8 protein-coding genes and 1 pseudogene are annotated in these 12,957 nt (G+C 70.9%); 6 read left to right on the forward strand and 3 right to left on the reverse strand.

The features are described from left to right. The 3 genes from AWZ10_RS22440 to AWZ10_RS22450 form a co-directional block, all read right to left on the reverse strand. Nucleotides 1-1,158 (reverse strand): PucR family transcriptional regulator ligand-binding domain-containing protein (locus AWZ10_RS22440; RefSeq protein WP_060891900.1); only part of this gene is annotated, 1,158 nt, incomplete at its 3' end. Between the two features lie 21 nt (nt 1,159-1,179). Further along, on the reverse strand, nt 1,180-2,562 hold the full coding sequence (locus AWZ10_RS22445; protein WP_060891901.1) for an FAD-binding oxidoreductase: 1,383 nt from the start codon (nt 2,560-2,562) through the stop codon (nt 1,180-1,182). Between the two features lie 302 nt (nt 2,563-2,864). After that, a complete protein-coding gene (locus AWZ10_RS22450; RefSeq protein ID WP_046702647.1) occupies nt 2,865-4,667 on the reverse strand; it encodes a glycoside hydrolase family 15 protein in 1,803 nt (600 codons plus the stop codon). Between the two features lie 565 nt (nt 4,668-5,232). Between AWZ10_RS22450 and AWZ10_RS22455 the strand changes: the two genes are divergently transcribed. The 6 genes and pseudogenes from AWZ10_RS22455 to AWZ10_RS53815 form a co-directional block, all read left to right on the forward strand. Beyond that, entirely contained in the window at nt 5,233-6,891 is a 1,659-nt protein-coding gene (locus tag AWZ10_RS22455) for a CTP synthase (RefSeq protein WP_037702172.1), read from the forward strand. 97 nt (nt 6,892-6,988) lie between these two features. Then, nucleotides 6,989-7,615: an NUDIX domain-containing protein gene (locus AWZ10_RS22460; RefSeq protein WP_046702648.1), complete on the forward strand. Its 627-nt coding sequence runs from the start codon at nt 6,989-6,991 to the stop codon at nt 7,613-7,615. A 171-nt stretch (nt 7,616-7,786) separates the two neighbouring features. After that, the gene (locus tag AWZ10_RS22465) at nt 7,787-9,877 is read left to right on the forward strand and encodes a tetratricopeptide repeat protein (RefSeq protein ID WP_060891902.1); all 2,091 of its coding nucleotides are present in this window, start codon (nt 7,787-7,789) and stop codon (nt 9,875-9,877) included. 163 nt (nt 9,878-10,040) lie between these two features. Next, nucleotides 10,041-11,165, forward strand: coding sequence for an alanine dehydrogenase (gene ald, locus AWZ10_RS22470; RefSeq protein ID WP_046702650.1), 1,125 nt, complete (start codon nt 10,041-10,043; stop codon nt 11,163-11,165). A gap of 435 nt (nt 11,166-11,600) precedes the next feature. Further along, the gene (locus tag AWZ10_RS22475; protein WP_078935111.1) at nt 11,601-12,728 is read left to right on the forward strand and encodes a ParA family protein; all 1,128 of its coding nucleotides are present in this window, start codon (nt 11,601-11,603) and stop codon (nt 12,726-12,728) included. Next, a pseudogene (locus AWZ10_RS53815) lies at nt 12,713-12,957 on the forward strand (hypothetical protein); the annotation flags it as partial. The gene AWZ10_RS22475 and the pseudogene AWZ10_RS53815, both read left to right, overlap by 16 nt.

The raw sequence follows: 12,957 nt of genomic DNA on the forward strand, positions 1-12,957 counted from the left end.
GTCGGCGACCGCCGGGCGCTCCGACTCCGCGCGCAGGCCCAGCAGCAGCGGGACACGGCCCTCGACCGGGCGTACGCCGAGCAGGACGGGCACGCCCACGGAGGCCAGCTCCTCGGCCACCGCGCGGGCGAGGACGGCCCAGCCTCCCCCCTCGGGGGAGAGGCCGTCGGCGAGCCGCATGACGACGGGGAGCAGGGGGCCGCCGCCCGGCTTGAAGCCGAGGACGCGGGCCTGTGCGGGGGCGTCCTGGGCCTTGACGCGGCCCTCGGCGAGGTCGGTGAGGAAGTCGCCGCGTCCGCGCGCCGCCAGTTCCTCCTCCTGTCGGGCCTGCATCAGGACGACGGCGAGGACGCCGGCCGCGCGCTCGGCGGCCATCCGGTGCACCGGGGCCAGGGGGGCGACGACGGGGAGGAGGACCAGCCGGGCCCTTACCGAGCCTGCTCCGGGGCCGCCTCCCGGTACGTCGACGATGGCCGTCCCGGCCGGAGGCGCGTCCTGCTGCCGGTCGCGCAGCCCCTCCCACACCTGGAGCGGATCGGTCTCCGCGGGGCCGGTCCCGGCGGCGTACAGGAGCTGCCCGTCGGCGGTCTCCAGGAAGACCGGGTTGCCGCTGAAGCCGGCCAGGATGTCGAGGACCTGGGGGATCCCGCCCCCGCCGAGCAGGGCCTCGGTGCAGCGGCGGTGGACCTCCTCGGCCTGCTGGAGGAGCGCGTAGTGGCCGTTGACGATCTCGGTGTGGATCTCCTCGGTGACCGTCACGAAGGCCACCTCGCGGTGCAGTTGGACGAGGGGCAGACCGGCCGAGCGCGCCGTCTCGACGAGGGCGGCCGGGAGCCGGGTGAAGCGCGGGCCCAGTTCGATCACGAGGGCCGAGATACCGCGCTCGGCGAGGGTCCTGACGAACGCGCGCTGGTCGGCGGGACGGGTGCCGAGCCCGTACCCGGTGGTCAGCAGCAGTTCGCCGCCCTTGAGGAGCGAGGCGATGTTCGGGACCTCGCCCGCGTGCACCCAGCGCACGGTCCGGTGCAGCCGGTCGGCGCCGGCCAGGATCTCGGGCAGCCCGCCGCGCAGTCCGGGCAGCTCCAGCGCCCGCCGCACGGTGATACCGCCCTGCGCCTCGCTGCCGCCACCTGGTGCGCGGGTGTCACGGGTGTCCATGGAGCGGACGGTACCCGCTCGTCAGGCCGGCGGGATGTTGTGGTTGAAGCGGAAGACGTTGTCGGGGTCGTACCGGGTCTTCACCGCGGTCAGCCGGCGGTAGTTGTCGACGCCGAGACCGGCCACCACCCGGTCGGCGCCCTCGTCGCCGACGAAGTTGAGATAGACCGCGCCGGTGCTCCACGGCCGCACGTCGGCGCGGACGTCGCGTACCCACCGCACGCACCGCTCGTCGTCCGCGGGGTCCTCCCAGACGCCGAAGGGGTGCACGACCCACGGGGAGTTCCGGTACGGCACGGGGTAGTGATCGGGGCCGTCGGCGATCGCGCCACCCAGCGGGAAGAGAACGTGCTGGGTGCCGGTCGGCACGGGCATCGTCCAGGCACGGGTGGCGAAGAGGTCCACCAACTCGTCCGGCAGACCGGTCAGATACTCCGCCGACCAGTAGTTCCGCATGCCCGGCGGGTCGTCGATCATGCACTGCACGTCCGCGTACGGCATCGCGCCGACCACCTCGGCCTCGTGCGGCAGCGCCAGCAGCGGCTGGGCGACCTTGCGCATGTCCTCCTCGGTGCCCGCGTACGTCAGCAGGACACCGCACGCGAGCCTGCCCACCAGATGCTCGGGCACGAACTCCTCGGGTGGGCCGGTCAGATAGAGGACACCGCCGCTCGCCTCCGGTGGGCCGTTCTCGATGACCTCGCGGTACACGCGCAGCACCTCGGGGCCGTGTTCCGGGAGGTAGAGCAGCAGGGCGATGGCGAACGCGGGCAGTTCGTGCAGCCGGAGGGTGAGTGCGGTGGCCACGCCGAAGTTCCCGCCGCCGCCGTGCAGCGCCCAGAACAGGTCCGGGTTCTCCTCGGCGCTCGCGCGGACCGTGTGGCCGTCGGCGGTCACCAGTTCGGCACCGAGCAGGTTGTCGACGGCGAGGCCGAAGGTGCGGTCCAGCCAGCCGCTGCCGCCGCCGAGGACGAAGCCGCCCACGCCCGTGGTCGACGCCCGGCCGCCCGTGGTCGCCAGTCGGTGGGGTCCGGTGGCGCGGTCGAGATGGCTCATGGTGGCCCCGCCCTCGACCCGGACGCTCATGGACCCGGGGTGGACCGTGACGCCGTGCATCCGGCGCAGGTCGATGACGAGGCCGTTGTCGTTCAGCGCCATTCCGGCCACACTGTGGCCGCCGCCGCGCACCGCGATCTTCAGGTCCAGATCGCGGGCGAAACGCACGGAACGGACGACATCGGTCTCCTCCGCGCACTGCGCGATCACGGCCGGACGTCGGTCGATCATGGCGTTGAAGACCGTGCGGGCGTCGTCGTACCCAGGATCCCCCGGCGCGAACACGTCGCCGGACAGATCCTCGCGCAGCGCGGTGAGGGCAGCGCGCGCCTTCGAGAGGGGAGCCATGGTCAGCCGCCCCCTTTCGGTCAGGGGACAGGTCTCTTCCCAGGCTATGCGGGGGCGACGGATCGGTCCTGGTGAGCGGCTCCCCGTCGCGCGTCCGAGCACCCGGAGCCGGGGTCGGCCGGGGACAGGTTCCGCGGCTCGGCGGTTACGAGGTGCCGCTGCGCCGACCCTCCCCCTCAGCGGCACGATTGCCCGCAGCCGGGACAGCCGGCACGGCCTGCTGCAGGAAGGCGCAAGCGCTTGCCGCGCGCGCCTGCCCACACCCCGGTCCGCCGCCGTGCGCGCCGGACCGGACGGCGCACTCAGCCGCCGTACGCCCCCGAGGCGGTCAGCCGCAGGGCCGTGTCGATGAGCGGCACATGGCTGAACGCCTGCGGGAAGTTGCCGACCTGGCGCTTGAGCACCGGGTCCCACTCCTCGGCGAGGAGACCCAGGTCGTTACGGAGGGAGAGCAGCTTCTCGAAGAGCTTGCGGGCCTCGTCCACGCGGCCGATCATCGCCAGGTCGTCGGCCATCCAGAACGAGCAGGCGAGGAACGCTCCCTCGTCGCCCGGCAGCCCGTCCACGCCCTCGTCCTCGCCGGAGGTCGGGTAGCGCAGGATGAAGCCGTCCGTGGTCGACAGCTCGCGCTGGATCGCCTCGATCGTGCCGATGACCCGCTTGTCGTCCGGTGGCAGGAAGCCCATCTGCGGGATCAGCAGCAGCGAGGCGTCCAGCTCCTTCGAGCCGTACGACTGTGTGAAGGTGTTGCGCTCCTTGTCGTAACCCTTCTCACACACGTCCCGGTGGATGTCGTCGCGCAGCTCGCGCCACTTCTCCAGCGGGCCGTCCGCGTCGCCCGACTCGATGAGCTTGATCGTGCGGTCCACGGCGACCCAGGCCATGACCTTGGAGTGCACGAAGTGGCGGCGCGGACCGCGCACCTCCCAGATGCCCTCGTCCGGCTCGTCCCAGTGGTCCTCCAGGTAGCGGATCAGCTTCAGCTGGAGGAGGGAGGCGTAGTCGTTGCGGGCCAGGCCCGTCATATGGGCCAGGTGCAGGGCCTCGGTGACCTCGCCGTACACGTCCAGCTGGAGCTGGTGCGCGGCGCCGTTGCCGACCCGGACCGGGCCCGAGTTCTCGTACCCGGGCAGCCACTCCAGCTCGGCCTCGCCCAGCTCCCGCTCACCGGCGATGCCGTACATGATCTGCAGGTTCTCGGGGTCGCCGGCGACGGCCCTGAGCAGCCACTCGCGCCAGGCGCGGGCCTCGTCGCGGTAGCCGGTGCGCAGCAGCGAGGAGAGGGTGATGGCCGCGTCGCGCAGCCAGGTGTAGCGGTAGTCCCAGTTGCGGACGCCGCCGATGTGCTCCGGGAGGGAGGTGGTCGGCGCGGCGACGATGCCGCCGGTGGGGGCGTACGTCAGGGCCTTCAGCGTGATCAGTGAGCGGATCACGGCCTCGCGGTAGGGGCCGTGGTACGTGCACTGCTCCACCCAGTCGTGCCAGAACTCCTCGGTGGCCCGCAGCGACGGCTCGGGCTCCGGCAGCGGCGGGGGCTGCTTGTGCGAGGGCTCCCAGGAGATCGTGAACGCGATCCGGTCGCCGGGCGTCACCGTGAAGTCGGCGTACGTGGTCAGCGCCTTGCCGTACGTCTCGCACTCGGTGTCGAACCACACCGAGTCCGGCCCGGCGACGGCCACCGTGCGCCCCTCGTGCTTGTGCACCCAGGGCACCACACGGCCGTACGAGAACCGCATGCGCAGCGCCGAGCGCATCGGCACCCGGCCGCTGACGCCCTCCACGATCCGGATCAGCTGCGGGGCACCGTCACGCGGCGGCATGAAATCCGTCACACGGACCGTGCCGCGTGGGGTGTCCCACTCGGATTCCAGGATCAGCGAGTCGCCTCGGTACCGGCGGCGGGAGGCCGTCGGCGGCTCGGCGTCCGAGGCGTGCGCGGGGCCCAGTCTCCAGAATCCGTGTTCCTCGGTACCGAGCAGTCCCGCGAAGACGGCGTGGGAGTCGAAGCGGGGCAGGCACAGCCAATCGACCGTGCCGTCCCGGCAGACCAGCGCTGCGGTCTGCATGTCTCCGATGAGTGCGTAGTCTTCGATGCGCCCGGCCACGTGCAACTCCAGTCGAACGGCCACGTCGTCGCCCCCCGAGGGGCGGTCGCTGTGCGGTGTGCGGTCAGGGGACCCAAGGGAACGACAAAGGAACCATGTTTCCAGAGTGATCCAAGGGACGGTGTCATGCGATGTCGCTCAACGATCCTCAACGCAAATGAGGCGGTCGTTGCTCAACGGACTGACAAGCTCTCATGATTACCGGAGACGGGCGGGGGTGGTGCCGTCGCGCCGGCCGCGCTCGGCAGCGAGTGTCCGAAGAGGATACGACGCACCGGAGGGCTCCGCGTGCCGCTCCAGGCAACGCGAGTGGGCCGAACGGGTGAGCCAGGGGTGAAGGCCGACCGCGATTCGCCGACCGTCGTACGTGTCCGTGTCGACCCGTGCGCGGAGCGTGGCCGGAAGCGATCGTGTCCTGTCGCTGATACCCTGGTAGCCCGTGGACCGGTGGGCGCCCCGACGCAACAGGGACCCCCGAACCGCAGCGAAGGCACCCCCGACGGATGAGATCGGGCGGCGGCCGACCCGCACACCGAACCGCGACCACGGGAGCCCCCTCTTGGCCATGCCGCCCGCTGCTTTTCGAAACACGACGACCAAGCACATCTTCGTCACCGGGGGTGTCGCCTCGTCGCTCGGCAAGGGTCTGACCGCCTCCAGCCTCGGCATGCTGCTCAAGGCCCGCGGGCTGCGCGTCGTGATGCAGAAGCTCGACCCCTACCTGAACGTCGACCCCGGCACGATGAACCCCTTCCAGCACGGTGAGGTGTTCGTCACCAACGACGGCGCCGAGACCGACCTGGACATCGGCCACTACGAGCGCTTCCTCGACCGCGACCTGGACGGCTCGGCCAACGTCACCACCGGCCAGGTCTACAACACGGTCATCGCCAAGGAACGGCGCGGCGAGTACCTGGGCGACACCGTGCAGGTCATCCCGCACATCACCAACGAGATCAAGCACCGCATCCGGCGCATGGCCTCCGACGAGGTCGACGTCGTCATCACCGAGGTCGGCGGCACCGTCGGCGACATCGAGTCGCTGCCGTTCCTGGAGACCGTCCGCCAGGTCCGTCACGAGGTCGGCCGTGACAACGTCTTCGTCGTCCACATCTCGCTCCTGCCGTACATCGGTCCGTCGGGAGAGCTGAAGACGAAGCCGACCCAGCACTCGGTTGCGGCTCTGCGCAACATCGGCATTCAGCCAGATGCGATCGTGCTGCGCTGTGACCGTGAGGTGCCCGCCGCGATCAAGCGCAAGATCTCCCTTATGTGCGACGTCGACGAGGCCGCCGTGGTCGCGTGTCCCGACGCCCGCTCGATCTACGACATCCCGAAGACCGTGCACGGCGAGGGCCTGGACGCCTACGTCGTCCGCAAACTGGACCTGGCGTTCCGCGACGTGGACTGGACGACCTGGGACGACCTGCTCGACCGCGTCCACAACCCGCTCCACGAGATCAACCTCGCGCTCGTCGGCAAGTACATCGACCTGCCCGACGCCTACCTCTCGGTCACCGAGGCCCTGCGCGCGGGCGGCTTCGCCAACAAGGCCCGCGTGAAGATCAAGTGGGTCACCTCGGACGACTGCAAGACCCCGGCCGGTGCCGCGGCCCAGCTCGCCGACGTCGACGCCATCTGCATCCCCGGCGGTTTCGGCGACCGAGGTGTCTCCGGCAAGGTCGGCGCCATCCGCTACGCCCGCGAGAACAAGATCCCGCTGCTCGGCCTCTGTCTCGGCCTGCAGTGCATCGTGATCGAGGCCGCGCGCAACCTGGCCGACATCCCGGACGCCAACTCCACCGAGTTCGACTCCGCCACCGCGCACCCGGTCATCTCCACCATGGCCGAGCAGCTCGACATCGTCGCCGGTGAGGGCGACATGGGCGGAACGATGCGCCTGGGCATGTACCCGGCCAAGCTCGCCGAGGGCTCGATCGTGCGCGAGGTGTACGACGGCAAGGAGTACGTCGAGGAGCGCCACCGCCACCGCTACGAGGTGAACAACGCCTACCGCGGGGAACTGGAGAAGAAGGCCGGCCTGCAGTTCACGGGAACCTCGCCCGACGGCAAGCTCGTCGAGTACGTCGAGTACCCGCGTGAGGTCCACCCGTACCTGGTCGCGACCCAGGCGCACCCCGAGCTGCGCTCCCGCCCGACCCGCCCGCACCCGCTCTTCGCGGGGCTGGTGAAGGCCGCGGTGGAGCGCAAGACCGGTAAGTAAAACCGGGCGGCACAAGAGCTGTACGGTGACCGGGGTGCGCGTCTTTCGGGATGTGTGCCCCGGTTTCGTTGCTGTACGTGTGGGAGGACGAGTCGACATGACGATCAAGGACACCGCCGAGGAGTGGGAGGTCCGGGCGAGCGAGACGCCGTTCGTCGGCAACAAGACCTCCGTGCGCACCGACGAGGTGGTCATGCCCGACGGTTCGGTCGTCCGCCGCGACTACCAGGTCCACCCCGGCTCCGTCGCCGTCCTCGCCGTCGACGACCAGGACCGGGTCCTGGTCGTCCGGCAGTACCGCCACCCCGTCCGCGAGAAGCTGTGGGAGATCCCCGCCGGACTGCTCGACGTGCCCGGCGAGAACCCCCTGCACGCCGCCCAGCGCGAGCTGTACGAGGAGGCGCACGTCAAGGCCGAGGAGTGGCGGGTGCTGACCGACGTCTACACCACGCCCGGCGGCTGCGACGAGGCCGTACGGATCTTCCTGGCCCAGGACCTGTCGGAGGCCGAGGGGCAGCGGTTCGAGGTGGAGGACGAGGAGGCCGACATGGAGTTGGCCCGGGTGCCCCTGGCCGAGGTGGTGCGCGGGGTTCTCGCCGGGGAACTGCACAACAACTGCCTGGTGGTGGGGGTGCTTTCGCTGGTGGCGGCGAGGAGCGAGGGCGTTGTGGAGTCGCTGCGCGCGGCCGAGGCACCGTGGCCCGCTCGGCCGTTCGAGTCCTGAACCCGCTTTCACGGCAACCGCACACCACCAGTCGTACGATCTGCTGATCCGATCGAGCGACCTTGCCGCCCTGCTCCGCCCAGATCGTCGCAGAGCGTGAACTAGGCTCGGGAAACGCCCGAACCGGAGTCCCGGCGGGCTTGCTCGTGCGGTGGGACGGGAGAGTGGCCCGTGGCGGATCAGGCGGTCGACGTCGGGGGTGCCCGGGTGTCCGGAGCAGGGCGGCCCCCGGCTGCCGAGGCCGCCCTTACGGACAGTCAGTTCCTCGGCCGGACAAGAGAGTTGAAGGAACTGCGGGCCGACATCGGCCGGGCCGGGCTCAACACCCTCGCGGGCCGGAAGGCGCCCCACGCGCGCGTGCTGCTCATCGCCGGCCGGCCCGGCTTCGGCCGCACCGCGCTGGCCGAGGAACTCGTACGGCAGGTTACCGACGGTTACCCCGATGGTGTGCTGCGGGCCCGGCTCACCGAACCCGACGGCACCCGGGTGCCGGTCGAGCGGGCGGCGCGGCACCTGCTCGGCGAACTCGGGCTGCCGGCGCCGGCCGGTGCCGACGAGGACGACCTCAGTGAGGCGCTGCGGGCGGCGCTGGCCGACCGCCGGGTGGTGGTCCTGCTGGACGACGCGGCCGACGCCGAACAGGTCGACGCGCTGCTGCCGGACACCCCCGACTCCCTGGTCGTGGCGGTCTCCGAGGGGCCGCTGACGGGCATCTCCGACGTCCGCCCGTGCACGCTGGGCGGATTGGACACCAAGTCCGCCGTGGAGCTGCTGGAACGCTTCAGCGGCTCGGTGCGCATCACCGTGGACCCCCGCTCGGCCGAGGGGCTCGCCGAGGTGTGCGGGTCCCAGCCCGCCGCGCTGCGGCTCGCCGGGGGCTGGCTGGCCGCCAGGCCCGCCGCCGCCGTCTCCGACCTGGCCAAACAGCTGCGCGCGGAGAACGACGACAGTCCGCCGCTGGCCAGGGTCCTCAAGCTGGCGTACGCCTCGCTGCCGACCTCAGCCGCCCGGATACTGCGCCTCCTCGCGCTCGCCCCGGCGGGCCTGGTCGACCCGCACATCGCCTCCGGGCTCGCCGGCTGCTCGGTCGGCGCGGCCCGCACCACGCTGGACGACTTCGTGGCCCTCGGGTTCCTGCACCAGCCCGATGCGGGGCTGCCGCAGTACGAGGTCCCCGGCTGCCTGCAGCCGCTGCTGTGGTCCCTCGCCGAGAGCCAGGAGCGGCCGGGCGAGCTGCAGCTCGCCCGCGCGCGGATGCTGGAGCGGACGGTACGGCTGCTGCAGTCCTGCCGGGCCATCACCGAGACCGACAGCCCGCTGGCCCGCGAGAAGCTCCTCGCGATGCCCAAGGCGCTGCGGTTCCCCACCCCCAGGGCCGCCGAGGAGTGGCTGTGCGTCCGCCGGCCCGCGCTGCTGGCCGCCGCCCGGCTCGCGGTCGCCGACGGGGAGCTGGACACCCTTGCCCGGCGGCTGATGTCCCAGCTGGTCCGGGCCATGGTGGCGCACTTCGGCACCCAGGCCGCGGCACCCGACCTGTACGGCATCCACGGGCTCGTCCTCGATGTCGCCGAGCGCCGCGACCTGCCCCGGGAGCAGGCGGCGGCGCTGCTGAACCTCGGCGACCTGGACGCCCGTACCGGCCGTACGAAGGCCGCGCTGGCCCGCTACCGGGCCGCGCTCGACGCCGGACGGCGGGCTAACGACCCGTACGCGACCGGCCGCGCGATGGAATCCGTAGGCGGTGCCCATCAGGAGCTGGAGGACTACGACCGGGCCGCCGACTGGTACGGCAGGGCGCTCGCCCAGCGGCTCGCCCGCGACGAGCGCCAGGACGCCGCCCGGCTGTACGGCCGGATCGCCGCCGCGCACACCTACGCGGGCCGCTACGGGGAAGCGCTGCGCAACTGGAGTTCGGCGCTCACCGGCCACCGCAGGCTCGGCGATGTGGGCGGCCAGGCAAGGGCGTTGAGCGAGATGGCACGCGTCCAGGAGTACGCGGGGCGGCCCGAGGAGGCGCTGCAGACCTGCCAGGAGGCGGCTCAGTGGGCGCAGCGCGCCGACGACACCCGCCTGCAGGCCGCGATCCAGCTCCGGATCGCCGACACCCTGGAGCGGCTCGGCGACCCGGCGGCGGCCCGGCTGCACCGGCAGGCCGCCGAGCGGCTGCTGGACGACGAGGCCCTGGACACCGAAACCCATGAGATCGAGCCGGAACAGGACGCTAACGCCTGCGAAATCCGTAGTGCATCCGCAAAAGATTGATGCTTTGAAAGGCTAGACAGCGGGGAGACCTTCATTAGACTGGCTACGCCGCCGGTTCTCCTGCGGTGTCTCCCGGTGCGCTCCGATACACACGGGTATGCCCTGCATTGTGCGGGCATGTGCCGCTGTGGGTGCGAGCCCCCACCCCTCCGAGCCAAGGACCGTGATCGACGTGAAGGTCGGCATCCCCCGCGAGGTCAAGAACAACGAGTTCCGGGTGGCCATCACCCCCGCCGGCGTGCACGAGCTGGTGCGCCACGGCCACCAGGTCGTCATCGAGCAGGGCGCCGGTGTCGGCTCGTCGATCCCGGACGTCGAGTACGTCGCCGCCGGCGCCGAGATCCTGGCCACGGCCGACGAGGTGTGGGCCACCGCCGACCTGCTGCTCAAGGTCAAGGAGCCCATCGCCGAGGAGTACCACCGCCTCCGCAAGGACCAGACGCTCTTCACCTACCTGCACCTGGCCGCCTCCAAGGAGTGCACGGACGCCCTCGTCCTGTCGGGCACCACCGCGATCGCGTACGAAACGGTCGAACTGCCCAGCCGCGCGCTGCCGCTGCTCGCTCCGATGTCCGAGGTCGCGGGCCGGCTCGCCCCGCAGGTCGGCGCCTACCACCTGATGCGGGCCAACGGTGGCCGCGGTGTGTTGCCCGGCGGAGTACCGGGTGTGCTGGCGGGCCGGGCCGTCGTCATCGGCGGCGGCGTGTCGGGCTGGAACGCCGCCCAGATCGCCATCGGCATGGGCTTCCACGTGACCCTGCTCGACAAGGACATCAACAAGCTCAAGGAAGCCGACAAGATCTTCGGCACGAAGATCCAGACCGTCGTCTCCAACGCCTTCGAGCTGGAGAAGGCGTGCCTGGAGGCCGACCTCGTCATCGGCGCCGTCCTCATCCCGGGCGCCAAGGCCCCGAAGCTGGTCACCAACGAGCTGGTGTCGCGGATGAAGCCGGGAAGTGTCCTTGTCGACATCGCGATCGACCAGGGCGGCTGCTTCGAGGACTCCCGGCCCACCACCCACGCCGAGCCGACGTTCCCAGTCCACGGGTCGGTCTTCTACTGCGTGGCCAACATGCCCGGCGCGGTGCCCAACACCTCCACCTACGCGCTGACCAACGCCACGCTGCCGTACATCGTGGAACTCGCCGACCACGGCTGGGCCGAGGCGTTGCGCCGTGACCCCGCCCTGGCCAGGGGGCTCAACACCCATGACGGAGGGGTCGTCTACCGCGAGGTCGCCGAGGCCCACGGTCTGGAGCACGTCGAGCTGGCGTCGCTGCTCGGCTGACCCGCCGTCGGAAAAGCCGCAGACCGGCCGCCGACCGGCTGCTTCAAGTCACCTTTCGGTAAAAGGCGATACGTCAACACAGGTCGTCAACGGCACCTTCCCGGCCGGATCTTGCCCGACAAGGTCCGGCCGGATGTGTGTATGGTCACTTTGCGACACTCGCGCAACTCGCCTCGAACGTAACCGTTCGGATGTTTCGCGCACCGGTGAAACCTGCCGTGCGACGGCCCTACGCCCTTGACAGCCGCATGTTTCATTGCCGACACATCGGGCCGGGTCCGGCGGATTGTGTTGCTGCGGACCGCCGACACGCCATAGAGTCGCCAGCTGTCGGCATGGTGCCACGCTGACCTATCTAGAAGTTTCCTGGTCACCAAGGAGGTAAGACGACTTGTGAATGAGTCGACATTTACTCCCGGGGGTGGTCAACCAGGAATGTCTGCGCCGGTCTCGGGCCCCACAGGGTTCGCGGCTGTCGGCTCGGTCGCTGTCCGCACCTTCGCGGCCCACCAGAGCCCGCAGGCAACTCCGACAGCACTCCAGAGCATGGATGGCCTACACGTGAACGCCATGGCCGGCGACGGAAGTGGCGGGGTCCACAACCACTTCGCCGACTACGACGAGCTGCCCGACGGGCACTTCTACGACCCCGACGCCGAGTACGAACCCGATCCGGAGTACGCGGCCACGCTCGCGCCCGACGCGGCCCGCCAGCGCCGCGAGCGCATCGGTCCGACCGGTCGCCCGCTGCCGTACTTCCCGATCCCGGGCCCGCTGACCGACCACGGCCCCGCGAAGATCATCGCGATGTGCAACCAGAAGGGTGGCGTCGGCAAGACGACGTCGACCATCAACCTGGGTGCCGCGCTCGCGGAGTACGGCCGCCGGGTCCTGCTCGTCGACTTCGACCCGCAGGGCGCCCTCTCGGTCGGCCTCGGGGTGAACCCGATGGAGCTCGACCTCACGGTCTACAACCTGCTCATGGAGCGGGGCATGTCGGCCGACGAGGTCCTGCTGAAGACCGCGGTCCCCAACATGGATCTGCTGCCGAGCAACATCGACCTGTCGGCGGCAGAGGTCCAGCTGGTCTCCGAGGTCGCGCGCGAGTCCACGCTGCAGCGGGCGCTCAAGCCGCTGCTGGCCGACTACGACTACATCGTGATCGACTGCCAGCCCTCGCTCGGCCTGCTCACCGTGAACGCCCTGACGGCCGCACACAAGGTGATAGTGCCACTGGAGTGCGAGTTCTTCGCCCTGCGCGGTGTCGCGCTGCTGACGGAGACCATCGAGAAGGTCCAGGAGCGGCTCAACCCCGACCTGGAGCTCGACGGCATCCTCGCCACGATGTACGACTCGCGCACCGTGCACAGCCGTGAGGTCCTCGCGCGTGTCGTCGAGGCGTTCGACGAGCACGTCTACCACACGGTCATCGGGCGCACGGTCCGCTTCCCGGAGACCACGGTCGCCGGTGAGCCGATCACCACGTACGCCTCCAACTCCGTCGGTGCCGCCGCCTACCGTCAGCTCGCCAGGGAGGTGCTCGCCCGGTGTCCCGCCGAGTGAGTCTGCCGGGGGCCGACGAACTCTTCCGTACGACAGGGGGAACGGCGCTGCAGCCGTCCGCTCCCCGGCGGGGGCCAGGCGGAGAAGTCCGTGTGCCCGCTCCCGCCGGGGACAGCGACGGGGCCGTCGGCGCGGAGGACGCACCGGCGTCCGTGCCCGTGCGGGGCGGTGACGGCGAGGGGTCCGAGCACGTGGCCGCCGACGCCGAGTCCGACGGTGATCAGCCGCG

The sequence above is a fragment of the Streptomyces europaeiscabiei genome, from assembly GCF_001550375.1.
Taxonomy (GTDB): Bacteria; Actinomycetota; Actinomycetes; order Streptomycetales; family Streptomycetaceae; genus Streptomyces; species Streptomyces europaeiscabiei.